Source organism: Ruegeria sp. ABV3_008, from assembly GCF_056161185.1.
In genome coordinates this window covers 138,249-154,098 of the sequence record NZ_JBSWYP010000010.1, presented here as the reverse complement: position 1 = coordinate 154,098, position 15,850 = coordinate 138,249, and the positions used below count along the sequence as shown (strand labels likewise).

22 protein-coding genes are annotated in these 15,850 nt (G+C 58.9%); 8 read left to right on the top strand and 14 right to left on the bottom strand.

Going from position 1 to position 15,850, the window contains the following annotated elements; all coding sequences use genetic code 11:
- Window positions 1-21: 21 nt before the first annotated feature.
- Window positions 22-729 (top strand): DNA/RNA nuclease SfsA, encoded by a 708-nt coding sequence (sfsA, locus tag ACXAH8_RS17165; protein ID WP_475219980.1) that lies wholly within the window; start codon window positions 22-24, stop codon window positions 727-729.
- On the opposite strand, the gene ACXAH8_RS17160 is transcribed toward sfsA, so the two are convergent.
- Both ACXAH8_RS17160 and ACXAH8_RS17155 read right to left on the bottom strand, forming a co-directional pair.
- Window positions 726-1,091: a hypothetical protein gene (locus ACXAH8_RS17160; protein WP_475219979.1), complete on the bottom strand. Its 366-nt coding sequence runs from the start codon at window positions 1,089-1,091 to the stop codon at window positions 726-728. The two genes, sfsA and ACXAH8_RS17160, sit on opposite strands and share 4 nt — an antisense overlap.
- 99 nt (window positions 1,092-1,190) lie before the next feature.
- Window positions 1,191-2,846: a tetratricopeptide repeat-containing sulfotransferase family protein gene (locus ACXAH8_RS17155; protein WP_475219978.1), complete on the bottom strand. Its 1,656-nt coding sequence runs from the start codon at window positions 2,844-2,846 to the stop codon at window positions 1,191-1,193.
- A gap of 190 nt (window positions 2,847-3,036) precedes the next feature.
- On the opposite strand from ACXAH8_RS17155, the gene map reads away from it, so the two are divergent.
- Window positions 3,037-3,849 (top strand): type I methionyl aminopeptidase, encoded by an 813-nt coding sequence (gene map, locus ACXAH8_RS17150; RefSeq protein ID WP_475219977.1) that lies wholly within the window; start codon window positions 3,037-3,039, stop codon window positions 3,847-3,849.
- On the opposite strand, the gene ACXAH8_RS17145 is transcribed toward map, so the two are convergent.
- From ACXAH8_RS17145 to ACXAH8_RS17130, 4 genes are all read right to left on the bottom strand, one after another.
- On the bottom strand, window positions 3,837-4,016 hold the full coding sequence (locus tag ACXAH8_RS17145) for a hypothetical protein (protein ID WP_170379405.1): 180 nt from the start codon (window positions 4,014-4,016) through the stop codon (window positions 3,837-3,839). The genes map and ACXAH8_RS17145 overlap by 13 nt on opposite strands.
- 42 nt (window positions 4,017-4,058) lie before the next feature.
- Window positions 4,059-4,406 carry a hypothetical protein gene (locus ACXAH8_RS17140; protein ID WP_170640511.1) on the bottom strand — a complete coding sequence of 116 codons (348 nt, stop codon included), beginning with the start codon at window positions 4,404-4,406 and terminating at the stop codon, window positions 4,059-4,061.
- A gap of 130 nt (window positions 4,407-4,536) precedes the next feature.
- Window positions 4,537-5,103, bottom strand: coding sequence for a 16S rRNA (guanine(966)-N(2))-methyltransferase RsmD (gene rsmD / locus ACXAH8_RS17135; protein WP_475219976.1), 567 nt, complete (start codon window positions 5,101-5,103; stop codon window positions 4,537-4,539).
- Window positions 5,100-6,311 carry an NAD(P)/FAD-dependent oxidoreductase gene (locus tag ACXAH8_RS17130; protein WP_475219975.1) on the bottom strand — a complete coding sequence of 404 codons (1,212 nt, stop codon included), beginning with the start codon at window positions 6,309-6,311 and terminating at the stop codon, window positions 5,100-5,102. The genes rsmD and ACXAH8_RS17130 overlap by 4 nt, the downstream gene beginning before the upstream one ends.
- 99 nt (window positions 6,312-6,410) lie before the next feature.
- Between ACXAH8_RS17130 and ACXAH8_RS17125 the strand changes: the two genes are divergently transcribed.
- From ACXAH8_RS17125 to ACXAH8_RS17110, 4 genes are all read left to right on the top strand, one after another.
- The gene (locus ACXAH8_RS17125) at window positions 6,411-6,896 is read left to right on the top strand and encodes a peroxiredoxin (protein WP_170379412.1); all 486 of its coding nucleotides are present in this window, start codon (window positions 6,411-6,413) and stop codon (window positions 6,894-6,896) included.
- Window positions 6,897-6,998: 102 nt separating this feature from the next.
- Entirely contained in the window at window positions 6,999-7,244 is a 246-nt protein-coding gene (locus ACXAH8_RS17120) for a glycine zipper 2TM domain-containing protein (protein ID WP_475219974.1), read from the top strand.
- An 11-nt stretch (window positions 7,245-7,255) separates the two neighbouring features.
- Entirely contained in the window at window positions 7,256-7,600 is a 345-nt protein-coding gene (locus ACXAH8_RS17115) for an EF-hand domain-containing protein (protein ID WP_475219973.1), read from the top strand.
- A 14-nt stretch (window positions 7,601-7,614) separates the two neighbouring features.
- Window positions 7,615-7,926, top strand: a complete 312-nt coding sequence (locus ACXAH8_RS17110; protein ID WP_475219972.1) for a hypothetical protein — start codon at window positions 7,615-7,617, stop codon at window positions 7,924-7,926.
- Here the strand turns inward: ACXAH8_RS17110 and ACXAH8_RS17105 are convergent.
- The 4 genes from ACXAH8_RS17105 to ACXAH8_RS17090 are packed head-to-tail and all read right to left on the bottom strand — an operon-like array spanning window position 7,923 to window position 10,665.
- Window positions 7,923-8,216 (bottom strand): 4a-hydroxytetrahydrobiopterin dehydratase, encoded by a 294-nt coding sequence (locus ACXAH8_RS17105; protein WP_170379422.1) that lies wholly within the window; start codon window positions 8,214-8,216, stop codon window positions 7,923-7,925. The two genes, ACXAH8_RS17110 and ACXAH8_RS17105, sit on opposite strands and share 4 nt — an antisense overlap.
- Window positions 8,213-9,400, bottom strand: a complete 1,188-nt coding sequence (locus tag ACXAH8_RS17100) for a GNAT family N-acetyltransferase (protein ID WP_475219971.1) — start codon at window positions 9,398-9,400, stop codon at window positions 8,213-8,215. Before ACXAH8_RS17100 ends, ACXAH8_RS17105 begins: the two co-directional genes overlap by 4 nt.
- 45 nt (window positions 9,401-9,445) lie before the next feature.
- The gene (locus ACXAH8_RS17095) at window positions 9,446-10,213 is read right to left on the bottom strand and encodes a glycerophosphodiester phosphodiesterase family protein (RefSeq protein WP_475219970.1); all 768 of its coding nucleotides are present in this window, start codon (window positions 10,211-10,213) and stop codon (window positions 9,446-9,448) included.
- Window positions 10,210-10,665, bottom strand: a complete 456-nt coding sequence (locus tag ACXAH8_RS17090; RefSeq protein WP_170459597.1) for a RidA family protein — start codon at window positions 10,663-10,665, stop codon at window positions 10,210-10,212. Before ACXAH8_RS17090 ends, ACXAH8_RS17095 begins: the two co-directional genes overlap by 4 nt.
- 333 nt (window positions 10,666-10,998) lie before the next feature.
- Between ACXAH8_RS17090 and ACXAH8_RS17085 the strand changes: the two genes are divergently transcribed.
- Complete coding sequence (locus ACXAH8_RS17085; RefSeq protein ID WP_170473255.1) at window positions 10,999-11,769, top strand: MlaA family lipoprotein; 771 nt, start codon at window positions 10,999-11,001, stop codon at window positions 11,767-11,769.
- A complete protein-coding gene (locus ACXAH8_RS17080) occupies window positions 11,759-12,367 on the top strand; it encodes an ABC transporter substrate-binding protein (protein WP_170379430.1) in 609 nt (202 codons plus the stop codon). Before ACXAH8_RS17085 ends, ACXAH8_RS17080 begins: the two co-directional genes overlap by 11 nt.
- Window positions 12,368-12,548: 181 nt before the next feature.
- On the opposite strand, the gene fliP is transcribed toward ACXAH8_RS17080, so the two are convergent.
- Genes fliP through fliF form a run of 4 tightly spaced genes read right to left on the bottom strand, consistent with a single transcriptional unit; the run spans window position 12,549 to window position 15,739 of the window.
- Window positions 12,549-13,280, bottom strand: coding sequence for a flagellar type III secretion system pore protein FliP (fliP, locus tag ACXAH8_RS17075; RefSeq protein WP_475219969.1), 732 nt, complete (start codon window positions 13,278-13,280; stop codon window positions 12,549-12,551).
- Window positions 13,280-13,558 carry a FliM/FliN family flagellar motor C-terminal domain-containing protein gene (locus ACXAH8_RS17070; protein ID WP_170555390.1) on the bottom strand — a complete coding sequence of 93 codons (279 nt, stop codon included), beginning with the start codon at window positions 13,556-13,558 and terminating at the stop codon, window positions 13,280-13,282. The genes fliP and ACXAH8_RS17070 overlap by 1 nt, the downstream gene beginning before the upstream one ends.
- Complete coding sequence (locus tag ACXAH8_RS17065; RefSeq protein ID WP_475219968.1) at window positions 13,551-14,147, bottom strand: ABC transporter ATP-binding protein; 597 nt, start codon at window positions 14,145-14,147, stop codon at window positions 13,551-13,553. The genes ACXAH8_RS17070 and ACXAH8_RS17065 overlap by 8 nt, the downstream gene beginning before the upstream one ends.
- Window positions 14,147-15,739 carry a flagellar basal-body MS-ring/collar protein FliF gene (fliF, locus tag ACXAH8_RS17060; protein WP_475219967.1) on the bottom strand — a complete coding sequence of 531 codons (1,593 nt, stop codon included), beginning with the start codon at window positions 15,737-15,739 and terminating at the stop codon, window positions 14,147-14,149. The genes ACXAH8_RS17065 and fliF overlap by 1 nt, the downstream gene beginning before the upstream one ends.
- Window positions 15,740-15,850 lie beyond the last annotated feature (111 nt).

The window sequence follows — 15,850 nt, the reverse complement described above, 5'->3', positions numbered from 1 at the left end:
GGCAGGTATAGGCCGTGGGGCATGAGATTTGAAACCCCCCTTGTCCCCGCCCGCCTGATCCGCCGCTATAAACGCTTTCTGGCCGATTGCACGCTAGAGGATGGGCGCGAGGTGACAGCCCATTGCGCCAACCCGGGCTCGATGATGGGGCTGGCTGAACCGGGCGAGAAAATCTGGCTGGAACCCAATGACGATCCGAAGAAAAAGCTAAAGTATGGGTGGCGGCTGGTCGATCATGAGAATGGCCATTTCACCGGTGTTGATACTTCGGTGCCGAACCGGGCACTGCGCGCGGCATTGGAGCGTGGCGAGATCCCCGAACTGGCCGCCTATGAAACCCTCCGGGCCGAGGTGAAATACGGGCAGAACAGCCGCATCGATTTCCTGCTGACCCAGCCCGACCTACCCGACGCCTATGTCGAGGTCAAAAGCGTCACGCTCTCCCGCCAGCCTGGTCTGGCCGAATTCCCCGACAGCGTCACCGCTCGCGGCGCCAAACATCTGCATGAGCTGGCGTCCATGGCCAAACAGGGCCACCGCGCGATCATGCTGTATCTGGTGCAACGCACCGATTGCGACCGCTTCGCGCTGGCCGCCGATATCGACCCGGCCTATTCGGTGGCCTTTGAGGCAGCGCAAGCGCAGGGGGTTGAGCGGTTGGTGGTCGGCACCGCCATCTCGCCACAGGGGATCGATGTCGATGCGACAAAGGTGTGGTCTATCGGTTAAGGCAGGATCGTAAACTTTCCTAGATAAGAGCCTCGCCCCGGTGTGTAACCGCGGTAGGTACCATCCTCAACCTGCCCCACCACAGCGCAGAGGTCTTGATCTTTGCGGAACGTCTTCCAGTGACTGCAGATCCTGTCGCCCTCCAACCACCAAACACCGGTGTCCCGGCCCAGGCGAGGAATCTCAGCGACAAAGCTTTGGTCGGCGTTCACGCTTGCGGTGCCAGTGACGCCCGCGCGGTTCAGGGCAATCTTGCGATCCTGTACCAAAAGCGCCGTAAGCTGATCCTGCGTCAGCATCGTCACCTCTTCGCGGCAACCGCAGGTCAGAACGACCAGAAGAGCAGTAATCGCTCTGACCATCTCAGCCCCTGATCCCGCTGACGTATTCTACTTTGCACCGTGCCGCAAAGCGGCGCGGATGGCCACGCGCGGGCGGGATGATCAACGAGATTTGAACTTCTACTTGTGAATTTCAGGCCAAAGATCGGCGTCCAACCCCTTCACAAACGGTGCCAAGTGATCGGCCACAACCTGCCACCCCCCGACCGAAGCCGTGTTGACGGGTTTGCGGGCCTGAAGGTTGCTGGCCGTTCTGATCGCATCCGAGGATTTGTCGGGCGACAGCATCGCCTGTTCAAAAGGCAAGTCGCAGAGCCGGGCCAGCTCCTTGGCACCGTCCTCCAGATTATTCACCAGATGCTCGTAGCTTATGTCATGGACCCGCCCCGGAAGCACGGCATGCCAGTGCTGAATATAGCGGCGATAGCGGTTGGCTTCGGCTGCCATCCAGCTCAGATCATGCGTGTAATACAGGCCACCCGCTCCGAAATGCGTCCGCCACATCGACAGCGCCACATCGCGCGGATCGCGCATGACGTTCAGAATTACCGCGTTCGGGAAGGCCTGCGCAATCGGCCCCAGAAACGCATAATTCCCCGGAGCCTTATCGATAAAGGCGCGTGTTCCTTCCGCCGTCTGGGGCAAATTACCCGCGTAGTAATCGGCCAGCTCCTGTGCGTCACTTCCAGCACCCGGTTGGCTTTCTGTCTTGCGGGCCCAGTGGTGCACGCCCGCCAACTCTCCCAACCCCTGAACGGTGGAGTGTGAGGCCAGAATCCGCTCGATCAGAGTGGTGCCGGAGCGTGGCAATCCGACCACAAACACCGGGAGCGGTATATCGGTGCGCGGCGCTGAGGCGGGGGCGGGCAGAGGCGCGCTCAGCCGCTGGCGGCAGGCTTTCTCGGCCCGGGTTTCCCAGCTTTTAAACCCATGCTTTAACTGATCATGCGCCTTGCGCAACTGAAGCATCTCGGTCGCGGTATCGCCCTCCTTTTTCGCAAGGCTAGCGGCGGCAAAATGCACCGTGGCTGCGGCCTCGAGGTTGGCATTGCCCGCCTCAAGCAGTTTACAAGTTTGAGCCTGCAATTCCGCCCGATCCTCAGCCGACAAGTTCGGCAGAGTTGTAACGAATTCCAGCGTTTCGGGATCCTCGGGCGCCAGCGCAAAGGCGGCGCGGCCATGTGTCAGCGCCTCAGACATACGCCCCAAACCGACCAGGCCCTTGGCCAGTCGCAGCTGACCGTAGTGGAATTTCGGGTGCTTCTCGGTCACGGCCAATAGGACGTCGATGGCCTGATTCCACTGATGCATCTCATCCAGAATATCGGCTTTAAGGCAATGAGCCTGCAGATTGCCGTTTTGGTGACGCAGTACCTCATCAACGTCCTCTAACGCCTCGCTCAGCTGACGCTCCTGCAACAGCGCCATGGCGCGCACATAGCGTTGCGGTAGGGTCAGAGGGGCTTTGGCAGCGACTTTATTCATCAGGGTCAGAGCCTTGCCAGCATCGCCGCCCTGAACAAGGCTCAGCCCGAAATTCTGGATCAGGTCGGGGTTCTCCGGCTCCATCTTCCAGGCGCGCTCCAGATGGGTCTGTGCCTGTTTGAAATCTCCCTGGTGAATGCATGCAAGACCTGCCATCTGCGGAAACGCGGGCATTTTGGGCCATTTCTTCCCGGCCTTGACCGCACGCTTCAGCGCCCGGTCCGCGCGCCCGGTCTTGAGCATTTCACCAATGGTGGCAATCTCGGCCCTCAGCTGGTCGGCTTTCTGCATCTGACTGCCCTTCTTCTATTTTAACGCCCGAGAACTATCTTAACCGTGCTAGTTTATATCACTGTACGCGTCCACCTGTGATCGGATCGTCAACCATCCTAGATACAGCCTGCGACGCTGCACCCTCTGGAACTTTCTGCACAAGCAGCGTAAATAGAGCACTGCGCGAAACAATTGGAGCCTCGCATCCATGAAAGATCATCGTGGCCGCCTGACCAAGGACGGTATCCGCATTTACGAACAAGGTGACTTTGCCGGCATGCATGCGGCAGGGGCTTTGGCCGCGCGGATACTGGATGACATCGCGCAACATGTCTTCCCCGGCCAAACCACCGGTGCGATCGACGGGATCATCACCCAGATGGTCGAGGACGCGAGCGCGACCTCAGCCACGATTGGCTACAAAGGCTACCAGCACGCCAGCTGTATCAGCGTGAACCACGTGGTTTGCCACGGCATTCCCGGTGAGAAAAAGCTAAAGGACGGGGATATCCTGAACATCGACGTCACCGTCATCGTGGACGGCTGGTTCGGCGACACCTCGCGAATGTATGTCGCAGGCAAACTGCCGCGTAAGGCGGAGCGTCTGATTCAGGTCACCCATGACGCGCTTTTCAAGGGCATCGAGATGGTCAAGCCGGGCAACACGTTCGGCGATATCGGCCACGCGATCCAATCTTATGTCGAAGCGCACCGCATGAGCGTTGTGCGCGATTTCTGTGGCCACGGGCTTGGTCGGGTGTTTCACGCGCCGCCAAACGTGCTGCACTATGGCCGCCCCGGAACCGGCTCCGTTCTGGAAGAAGGGATGTTCTTTACCATCGAACCGATGGTCAACCTGGGCCGCCCTGAGACCAAAACGCTGGCCGATGACTGGACGGCTGTGACCCGCGACAAGTCGCTCTCGGCACAGTTCGAACATTCGGTCGGTGTAACCGCAAATGGGGTCGAGATCTTTACCCTGTCACCCGGCAGCAAGTTCCATCCGACCTATTCTTCGTGATCGGCAGCCTGATCCCGTAGCACTTTCAGCAGCATCGTCTCAGCCCCCCACGGCGTGATCGCGTCGTGGATGAACACCGGCGCGCGTGCAGGTTTGCGCGGCGGGCCGGTTTCTGTGTCAGTGTCCTGAGCCAAACCCCAGAACAAGGGCGGTAGGGCGCGGTCCATGCCAGAAGCCTAGCACAAACCGGCCCGCGCCTCAAAACCGGATCACGATGGCGTACAGCTGCCTCTGTCAAAACGCTGCGAAGTGCCTTTGATCATCATGTCATATTCGAGACTTACAAGATCAACGGCAAAGTTGACGACCTGACCATCCTGAATCAGCAAAAACGTCAGGTTGTCCAAACCCGGCAGGATGTCCGCCTCGCCCTGCAGATCTCCGACAGTGATGTGCCCTTTGTTGGACCCGCCCGAACGGGCCAACGTCACGTTGGATTGATCCACAGACGAGGTGCAATTGGCCGTAAATTCATTCGCATCTAGTTTTGTTTGCCCTGCAACAACAGGGGAGGAGCCCAGCACGATGGCCGAGGTCAGGGCAGCTCTGAAAAGCATAGAGAGTCCTTTAAGGGTTGTTCCGCGTTTCCACGGCGCGTAGAGGCGAAATTGGCCGCAATTTTGGCGGAGATGCGTCAAATTGCTGGCCGCACGCATTCAATTTTAAAACGAATTAGGACGGTCAGGATCAACCCACATGATCAAGTGATTGAAGCATCAGTGAGATATGCGTGTCGCCGTATTTTCGACTGTCCAACAACTGGAATCCATCCGGTGCCTGCATCGGGGCGTTTTCTTCCCACACGATAAACGCCCCCTCAGCGATCCATCCTGCCTCGGACGCCTTGGCCAGCGCTTTTTGGCCCAGAGACTTGCCGTAAGGCGGGTCCAGAAAGATCAGGTTGTAGGGCGCATTGGGGTTTTCACCCAAACGCGTCGCATCCCGACGGATCAGATCGGTCCGGTCAGCGCTGCGGGTCAGGTCGATATTCTTGCGGATCAGGCCCTGCGCGACACGCCCGTCATCCACAAAGGTGACGTAGTCAGCCCCGCGCGACAGCGCCTCAAGCCCCAGCGCGCCAGTGCCTGCGAACAGGTCCAATACACGCAGACCGTCAAAATCGATCTGATGGCTCAGGACGTTGAACAGGCTTTCACGCACTCGGTCGGTGGTGGGACGCAAATGGGCACCCGCATCCCCTTTGCCGACCGAGGCCAAGGCACGACCCCGGAACTCTCCGGCGATGATCCTCACGCTTTGAGCAGCGGTTTCAGATCCGCAGCCGGATCGGCCACCACGGCAGGATCAGCGGTTTTGCCCGCGTCGATCAGGCGCTTGCCAACCATATAGGCGCGCGGGTCGTTCATCGCGTCGACTGCAATCAGCTGGTCACCCTTGTAGTACCAGAACGACACGGTCTGACCTTCGCCCTGACGGGTGACAACCCGATCATAACCCGTATTCAGACCTGCGATCTGCAGTTTCACGTCATACTGATCCGACCAGAACCACGGCGTTGCTGTATAGTCCTTGGCAGCCCCCAGCATGTTCTGAGCCACGATCTCAGCCTGATCGATTGCATTAGGCACGCTTTCCAAACGAATACGCCCCGCGCCATGCGGGAAGGAGGCGCAATCCCCTGCCGCCCAAATCGACGGATCAGATGTGCGGCCATGCGCGTCGGTTTTGATGCCGTTGTCCAGTTCAAGCCCAGCCATCTCGGCCAGTTGGCTGGACGGCGCGATGCCAACGCCGACAACCACAAAATCAACCTCGATTTCGGTTCCATCCGTCAGAACTGCACCGACGACCTTGCCGTTTTCGCCGATCAGACGATCAAGGCCCACGCCCTCGCGGATGTCCGCGCCATGACCCGAATGCAGCGCGCGGAAATAATCGCTGGTTTCCTTGGCCGCTACACGCTGCAGGATACGCTCGGCCATTTCCACCAGCGTGACCTTAACCCCGCGCTTGGCGCATACGGCTGCGGCCTCAAGCCCGATATAGCCGCCACCGACGATCAGTGCGCGCGCGCCTTCGGTGACCCGAGGCTCCATCTCGTCGATATGAGCCAGATCGCGCACCACATGAACGCCCTGAAGATCTCCGCCGATAGAGGCAGGCAGGGAACGCGGATCCGACCCGGTGGTCAGCGCCAATTCATCGTATGAGATGACTTCATCCCCCAGGGTCACGGTCTTGGCCTTGGGGTCAATGGCAGTGACACGCTGCCCCAAACGCAGGGTGATGTTGTTGTCGGCATAGAAGCTTTCGGGGCGTAAGAACAGGCGCTCCAGCTCCATCTCGCCCAACAGATAGGCCTTGGACAAGGGCGGGCGCTGATAGGGCAGATGAGGCTCAGCCCCGATCAGGGTGATATCCCCTTCAAACCCATCCTTGCGCAGTTTCGCAACAAGCGACGATCCGGCCTGCCCGGCGCCGATCACGACAATATGGCTCATGTTCATCACACCCTGTCGAATTCTAATGGTTACTTCTGTCCGACCACCTATATTGCGGCATAGCCCGACTCTGCAAATCCAAACGACAGGAGCTGATAAATGATTACAACAGGTGAGATGCTGCCCGACGCCACGCTGACCCAAATGGGTGCGGAAGGCCCCGAAGAGGTTCGGATTTCAGACAAAACCGCGGGCCGCAAAGTGGTGATCTTTGCTGTTCCCGGCGCGTTTACGCCAACCTGTCACTCAGCCCATGTGCCCAGCTTTATGCGCACCAAAGATCAGTTCGAAGCCAAGGGCGTGGATGAGATCATCTGCATTTCCGTCAACGACCCCTTCGTGATGAAAGCCTGGGGCGAAGCGACCGGCGCAACCGAGGCCGGCCTGACCCTGCTGGGCGACGCCGCGTCCGAGTTCACAAAGGCCATCGGCATGGATTTCGACGCCCCACCAGCCGGGCTGCTGGCGCGTTCCCAGCGCTATGCGATGCTGGTCGAAGACGGCAAGGTCACTGCGCTGAACCTGGAAGAAAGCCCCGGTGCTTGCGAGATTTCGGCCGGTGAAGGCTTGCTCGAAGTAATCTGACGCTGTTCGGCCCCGGCCAAACCGGGCCGTCCGAACCCAATTTGACTTGATACAACTCCCCAGTGTGCGATTATCAAATGCACATAGCTGGGGAGTATGTTTATGTATCTCAAAGCCTTTTCACTCATTCTGGGCGGCGCAGGTCTTCTTGCAGCTTGCGGCCCGGCCCCGACACCACAACAACAAGCGGCACGGCAACATGAAATCGCCTGCCTGAGCGGCACCTTGGGTGGCGCGCTGATCGGAGGCGCAATCGGCAATCAGTTCGGAGGCGGTTCAGGCAAGTCCATTCTGACGGGTGCAGGTGCGGCTACCGGAAGTATCAGTGGCGCAAGATTCGCATGTTGAGGGGGACAGCTATGAAACGAGTAATCTGTATCGCCGCGCTTGTGACGGCCAGTGCCGCAGCTGCGGACGACGTGGCAGACTTGAATGAAAAAGAGCTGACAGCCATCGACTCGAACAATGATGGCTTCCTGTCCAAGGATGAGTTCAATGCCTTTTCGGACTACGCCTTTCAGGCGATGGACGAAGACAAGAACGGCACGCTCGGCCCGTCCGAGGCCAAACCGTTCCTCGACATAAAGCAATTTCAGGACGTTGACCGGAACGGCGACAGCCTTATCTCACGGGCGGAATACGATGCGCAGATGAGCAACGATTTCGACTCTGCGGACAAGGATGGAAACGGCCGGTTGGACTGACCCCGGAGGGTGAGATGAACAGATGGATCTGGATCGGCGCGCTGGCCGCATTGGCGGCTTGTGACGTACCGCAGGCCCCGGTTGTGACCGGTCCCGACGGGCAGGCCCGCATTCGGATCAACACAAGCGGGCTGACCTGCTATGAGAGGCGGTGTCTGGACATCAACCCAACGGCGCGCAGTGTCCGGTCTATCGGCAACAAAACGACCCGCATTCCCGGCAATATCGACGTCAGTAGTGGCACGGTCACGCCGGATGAGTTCCGCCAGATGGCGATCACGGCATCCTTGGCTGGCGGCATCGGGTCCGGACAGGATCGCGACTAGACCAGTCCGTCCATCTTGCGCGCCAGTTTCGCATCCAGCGAAGACAACCCGCCGACGTCATGGGTGGACAGCACAACCTCAACCGTGCGGTAGACGTTGGACCATTCGGGGTGGTGGTTCCACTTCTCGGCCCAGATCGCCACTTGGGTCATCCATCCAAAAGCCGCGACGAAATTGTCAAAGATGAAAGTCTTGGTGATCGCGTCCCGGCCCTCAACCATCGTCCAGCCATTGTTGAACAGCGGATCAAGAAGGGGGCCACGGGTCTCGGTCGACAAAAGCTCGGTCATTGCTGTTCCTCCGGGTTCGATTTTCTGAACGGACCGTAATCCGTCAGAATCTCAATCTCTTCTCCCACCGCGCGGCCTTCAGCGTCCAGATATTTTTTGACGGCATCGGCGAATCCCGGATCGGCAATCCAATGAAGGCTGTGCGTGCGTGTTGGCAGGTAGCCACGTGCAAGCTTGTGTTCGCCTTGCGCTCCGGCTTCGACCCTTTGCATGCCATGCGCGATGGCAAAGTCGATGGCCCTATAATAGCATAGCTCGAAATGCAGGCAGGCATGATGTTCCACGCAGCCCCAGTAGCGACCATAGAGCGTCTCGCGCCCGATGAAATTCAGTGCCCCCGCAATGGGATACCCATCGCGTTCTGCCAGCACCAAAGCCATATCACCGGCCATCGTCTCCTGCGCGATATCGAAGAACTGGCGCGTCAGGTAAGGTGAGCCCCACTTGCGTGCGCCGGTGTCCTGATAGAACCGCCAGAAGGCATCCCAATGCTCGGGCCGCAGGTCGTCGCCGGTCAGGGTGCGGATCTCACCACCGAATGCGTTGGCCTGAGCACGCTCCTTGCGAATATTCTTGCGCTTGCGCGAGGACAGCGCAGCCAGAAAGCCGTCGAAATCAGCGTAATCGTCATTCAGCCAATGGAACTGCTGCGAGCTGCGCAGCATCAGGCCCATCTGCTCACCCGCCAGCGCCTCGTCTTCGGTGCAGAAGGTCGCGTGAAGCGACGAGACCTGATTGTCTGCCGCCAGTTGCACAGCGCCCTGTACTAACGCGGACATCCCAATCCCTTCATATCCCGGACGCACCAGAAAACGCCGCCCGGTGGCGGGCGTAAAAGGGGCCGCGATCTGTAGTTTGGGATAGTACCGCCCGCCCGCGTTTTCGTACGCATGGGCCCAGCTGTGGTCGAAGATATACTCACCCTGACTGTGCGACTTAGCATACATCGGGGCCGCCGCGATCAGCATCCCATCCAGATAGGCCGTCAGGTATTGAGGCTGCCACCCGGTGCCCCGCCCAACCGATCCGCTATTTTCCAGGGCCAGCAAAAACCGGTGCGTGGTAAAGGGATCCAGCGGACGCCCGCCATCCGCCGCCTCAGGGCAGGCGCAGGCATCCCACTCGGTCGCAGAGATTTGCGAGAGTGATCCAAGTACCTGAATTTCGATCTGCGCCTGATCCATGTGCCCTCCGCGTCTGGTCTTTATCTGTGACGAGGTGCGGCAGGTTCAACCCGGATGCTTGGCCAGATACCCCTCAAAGGTCACATTGTCGGCAACGGCGCGGGCCTCTGCCTCTTGTTCAGGCGACTTTACCGTCCAGCACAGGATCGGCACACCGCGCGCTTTCAACTCGGCCACGCGCGGACGGTCCAGATCATGAACCTCATGACTGATGAAACTGGCCCCAACCCGGTCGAAATCGGGAATATTGCGCAGGTGATCGCACACCGATTGCGGCAACAGTTCGACCTTGGGCTTGTAGGAACAAGTCACGATCCCACGAGGCAGATGCGGGGCCAACCGGCCCAGCTCGGCCACGCTGTTGGGGTTGAATGACATCAACGCCACTGGACCGTCGTAGCCTTCTAGCGCCCGCACAGCGTCCGCCTCAAGCGGGCCGACATTGGTGCCCATGGCTCCGTCCTGATCCTTGAGCTCAATCAGCAGCGGGACTTTGCCCGCGACCATCTCAAGCACAGCGTCGAGGGTGGGAATGCCATCCTCGGCATGCAGCAGCTGCGTGGCCTGCGCCCGCGCGGCCGAGACCTGCTGGATCGGTCCAGACTGCCCGGTCAGACGCGCCATGTCGTAGTCATGAAACACCATCGCACGGTTGTCCGAGGTCCGCTGCAGGTCAATCTCGATCCCGTAACCGGCATCGATCGCGGCACGAATGGCCGCCCGGCTGTTTTCCGGGCGGTTATTTGTTTTGTCATGCAGCGCCCGGTGCGAGATCGGGGCCTCAAGGAACACGGGCGGCAGAGCAGGTGTCATTGGACTTCGAAAATACCTTCGATTTCGACAGCAACACCCAGCGGCAGTGATGCAGCGCTAACCGCCGATCGGGAATGACGACCCGCCTCGCCCAGCGCCTCAACCAGGAAATCAGAAGCACCGTTGATCACCTGCGGCTGCGCGGTGAAATCAGCAGTCGAGTTCACAAAACCGGTCAGCTTGATCACCCGCACCAGTTTCTCGATATCCCCGTCACAGGCCGCTTTGACCTGAGCCAGCAAGTTGATCGCACAGACCTTTGCCGCCGCTGCACCAGCGTCGACATCCATGTCATCGCCCAGTTTACCGGTGATCAGGTCGTCCGCTTTGGAAATCTGACCCGAGACATAGACGATATTGCCCACGCGCACGAAAGGCACATAGTTTGCGGCCGGGGCCGGTGCGTCTGGCAGCGATACGCCCAGGCTTTGCAGTTTTTCCGAGATGCTCATGTGATTGTCCTCACCCAAAATCGACTCGGGCGGACGCTAACCGGGATGATGCGGCTGGGAAAGCCGGAATCCGATTTTTCTGGCCGTCCCGCTCAGTGGGCATATCCTGTCCTATTTCGAACTGTTGAAGTCGTGTCACTTTACCTTCGTTGATTTACCGGGTTTAACGCTATGTGTTTCATTCAAGCTCTGAAACCTCTATGTGACAACAACTTGTGTCGGTTGGACACGCAGGTATTGATTGATCGCCCAAGCGTCGTGCCGGGCCGTATTGGAGTAGCTAAGACCGTGTTGAGCAAATTTGGCTTCAAACATCTTGTTGTTCTGTCACTTATGGCTGTGTTGTCGGCCTGTGCGACGCAACCCCCGGAACAGGCTGCCCGGGGTGAGATATTCGACCCCTATGAGAACGCCAACAGGGGCATTCACAAGTTCAACCTTGGCGTCGACCGGTTTCTGTTTCGCCCGGCCTCGAAAGGCTATGTGAAGATCGTCCCCGACCCGATGGTGACCAGCTTCAGTACCTTTGCGGAAAACATCTCTCTGCCCGGTCAGGCGGTGGACTACCTACTGCAAGGTAACCCCAAACAGATGGGCAACGCGTTGCTGCGGTTCGTGATCAACATGACCGTCGGTGGCTTTGGCCTGTCGGCCCCGGCGGATGAGTTGAACCTGCCGCCCGTCGATACGGATTTCGGCGAAACCTTGCACGTCTGGGGTGTTGGTGAAGGCGCCTATGTTGAACTGCCGTTCTATGGCCCATCGACCACTCGTGACGCTGTAGGTGTCGTTATCAACCTGTTCTCGAACCCGATCAACTTCACTCCGGTACGCCCTGCAGACAATCTGGGGGTTTATGCCGAGGTCGTACGTCGGATGGGGGATCGGGGTCGTTTTTCTGATACAGTGGACTCGATTCTCTACGAAAGTGCCGACAGCTATGCGCAGGCCCGACTGATCTACCTGCAAAACCGCCGCTTCGAATTGGCACGCGACGACGAGGACGCCTTCTTGGATCTCTACAACGATCCATATGCCGACGCCGGAACCGACCCTGTTAGTGATCCCCTTCTCGACCCCTACGAGGACCCTTATGCTGAGTAACGCTTTAAACCGAAGACATTTCCTGAAAACCTCTGTGGCCGGAGCAGCTATTGTTGCCCTGCCCTTGCCCGCTCTGGCCCTGACCGAGGCGGGCGCCAAACAGCTGGTCAACAGTGTTGTCGCGGATATCAACCGCGTGATCGCCTCGGGCAAGTCGGAAAAAGCCATGCTGCGCGATTTCGAAAAGATTTTCGTGCAATACGCTGACGTTCCGATTATGGCTCGGTATGCGCTTGGGGCGGACGCCCGTTCTGCCTCTCCGGCGCAGTTGAGACAATTCACCAAGGCGTTCCAAGGCTATATCTCGCGCAAATACGGACGCCGGTTCCGCGAATTCATTGGCGGCCAGGTGGATGTGCGAAATGCGCGTAGAATCAAAGCCGGTTATGAAGTGCGCACCTCGGTCAAGCTGCGGGGATCGTCGCCCTTTGACGTAACCTTCCTGGTTTCTGACAAATCCGGTCGCGACAAGTTCTACAACATGTTCATTGAGGGTGTGAATTTGCTGCTGACCGAGCGAACCGAAATCGGGGCGATGCTGGATGCGCGTAAAGGCAACTTGAACCAACTGATCAAAGACCTCAACAGAACCGGGTAGCACCGCCTTTTTGTGTGCTTAAACGCCTCCGCGCTCTGTACGTCGGAGGCGTCTTCGTTTCTATATCCACAAGAAAGTCATTTTACCTTGTGACCTAACACGCGCCGAAGTTGATGCGCCGCTTTCCAAAGCTCTCACTAAAACTAAGCTTGCACCCCGCTCTACGCCCAGCCTTGATCCTCTAAGGCATATAACTTCGGACCAACGCGCTGGCGATCAAAGCCCATCCATCCGCGATCACGAAAAACGCCAGCTTGAACGGCAGCGAGACGATTGCAGGCGGTACCATCATCATGCCCATCGACATCAAAACGGCGGCCACAACCAGGTCAATGATCAGAAAAGGCAGGAAAATCAGGAACCCGATCTGAAACGCACGCGCGATTTCGGACAGCATGAAAGACGGCATCAGAACCGAAAGCGGAGCATCCGGGGACAGGACCGTCCCCTCGCCTCCGGGGCGCAGAGCGGCCATGGATTGAAACGTCTCAACATCCAGTCGCGCGGCCATGAACTCTCGGAACGGGTTCAGGGCGCGTTCCAGAGCCGTTTCAACCTCAAGCGTTTCATGGATCAAAGGCTCAATACCAATAGTCCAGGCTTCGGTGAAAACCGGCTCCATGATGAAATAGGTCAGGAACAACGCAAGGCTGACGATCAGCATGTTTGGCGGAGATTGCTGCAACCCGATGCCCTGTCGCAGGATCGCGAGAACCGTGATCAGAAACGGAAAACAGGTGATCATGATCGCCAACCCGGGCGCAAGGCTGAGAACGGTGATCAGCAAGATCAACTGGATCGTCCGGGCCGAGATGGACCCGCCCTCCCCAAGCGACAGGGTCACGTCTTGCGCCGCAGCCAGCGAGGGCAGCATTGCCACCACCGCCACAATCAGCCAAAGCCACAGGCGCATCAGCCGATCCCGTTCTGCAAATCCGCGATTTCGGTCAGACGTACGGCCAGTTGACCGGCCTGATCGCCCTCCACCTCTTCCAGAATGCCACGGGCAACCAGTTGGTCGCCGACATATAGATCCACGGGGTCTTCGATCCGTTTGTCCAGTGTCAGCACCGCGTTTTCGCCCATATTCAGCAAGTCCCGGATCAACGGGCGGGCGCGGCCGACGGAAACGGTGACTTCGATCGGGACAGCATCAAAGGGATTGGTTTTCTGGGATTGGGTATCAGTCATGGGTCAAAGCCTCTTTCGCCTCAAACATGTAGGAGTCAAATGCCTGCTGAACCGAGGACAGCAGATCCACGCAATCCACCTCGCGTCGCGAGATACCGACCTGCAGCCGCGCTTGTCCGGGTTGCAGCGAGGAATCCTCAATCACGCGCGGGGGCTGTGGCATATCCGATGACAGCAAATCTTCGACCTCGGCTGCGCGCCCTCCTGGCACAAGTATCTGGATGGGTTGGTCGATCTGGGTTCGTGCCATGTCTTGCAGCTGTTCCGACAGGCGGTGAGCAAAGCTGCGGTCGATACAATCCGGCAGCACCAAGTTCACCAGGCTTTGGAACATCGGCTCCAGCGACAGGGTCATACGTGTCAGCGCTTCGTGATAGGTAAAGGACATGTCTTCCAACGCCTTGGCCAGTTCTGCCGAGACCCGGCCCCGGTTCTGCTCCTGCGCTTGAACAGCGTCTTCCCATCCGGCCCCGTAGCCTTTTTCGAAGGCGGCCAGGCGCTGTTCCTCCAGCGCGTCTTCATCCAGAAGGTGCAGCTTGCCGCCTTCGACCTGCGCGGTGAAATCCTCAAGAAGGTGAGCAATCGACATCAGACCCGCTCCTCACCTTCTTCAAGCCAACTGCGCAGGATTTCGACCGTTTCTTCCTGTTTGCCACCGATCATCGCCCGCAACCGATCCACAGGATCTGCGTTGCTGTCCGACCCAAGCGCGGGCACGCCAGCCGACTGCGCCTGCCCTGGCAGAGCCGTGAACTCGGCCGACTCATCTGGCGCGATCTCACCGACCAAAACCTGGGTATCTTGAGTTTCACCACCACCTGCAGGCAACAAAGCTGGGGCTGCCGCCGGTTTCATCAGGACCGGGCGAATGACGAACAAGGCCAGAACCAGCGAAACCGCCGCAAGCACAGCCATCTGGATCAAAGACATCGCGTCCAGATGAATATTCTGCCACAGGGAGGACGAAACAAGCGTTCCCTGCGGCTCTACCACCGGCAGATCAAGCGATTTCAACGTGATCACATCGCCCCGAGCTGCATCGAAGCCAACGGCTGAAGCCACCAGCTCCTCAAGCGCGTCAAGCTCGGTCTGAGGCAGGGGCTCAAAGCTTTCCGCCCCGTTTTCATCTACCGACCGGAGGCCATTGACCAACACTGCGACTGTCAGGCGCTTGATGGCTCCGGGTATGTTGTGAACCTCAAGCTCCGTTTCCGAGACCTCATAGTTCACGCGCTCGCGGGTTTGCGTCGCGTTTGAGTTCGATTCGTCCCCGCCCGCGCCGTCACCATCCGGCAGGTTGGAGGCAACCGTCACATCGCCGGACTGATTGCGCGCACTGTCCGAGCGTTCCTCGACATCCGTGCTGATCGCGACACGGCCTTTGGGATCAAATCGGCGTTCACGGATGGATTCGGTCTTGGTTACCGTGTCGACGCTGACCTCAACCACTGCGTTACCAGTACCCACACGCGCCTCGACAAGGCGCAGCACGCGTTCGCGCAGCTGACGGGATTTGTCATCTGCCGTGTCAGCCGCAACTGCCGTGTCCTGACCGCCAATCACGGCGCCGCTTGAATCCACTACCGTCACGTTTTCCGGCGCAAGCCCGCTGACCGCCGAGGCGACCAGAAAGCGAATCGCCTTGGCCTGATCGCCAGTTATCTGCGCGCCCGATGGAACCAGATAAACCGAAGCCGTGGGCGCAACGCTACGCTGAAACGGGTTGGCCGAGCCATTCGCGATATGCACCCGCGCCTGACTGACATGTGGGCCGCCGACGATGGTGCGCGCCAGTTCACCTTCTTTTGCGCGCCAATAGGCGGCATCGAACATCTGCGATGTGGTGCCAAACCCGCTCAGCGAATCGAGCAGCTCATATCCGCGATTGCCATTGGCAGGCAGGCCTTCGCTGGCCAGGGTCATGCGCAGCTCATCCCGCTGCGAGCCGGGCACGTAAATCGAGCCGCCCCTGATCTCATACGTGACGCCGCGCTGATCGAGCGCACGCACGATATCGCCTGCGGCCCCGCTTTCCAGCCCTGCATAAAGAAGGGTCATAGAGGGTGCCGTCACAAGACGGGACATCCCGAGAACCCCCAGAAACACCAACGCAACCGCGCCGACGACTATGATTTGCTTTCGCCTGTCCAAACTTGCCCAGACAGTTCCGATCTGCTGCACGCTCACCTCCGACTCGCCGACATTCTGCCCGGCGCATCCCTTGTTTGAACGATCGCCCTTAACAATCGGTTAGTCCCTGCCGGGTTATGACAGCTTCAGACCGAATGAATG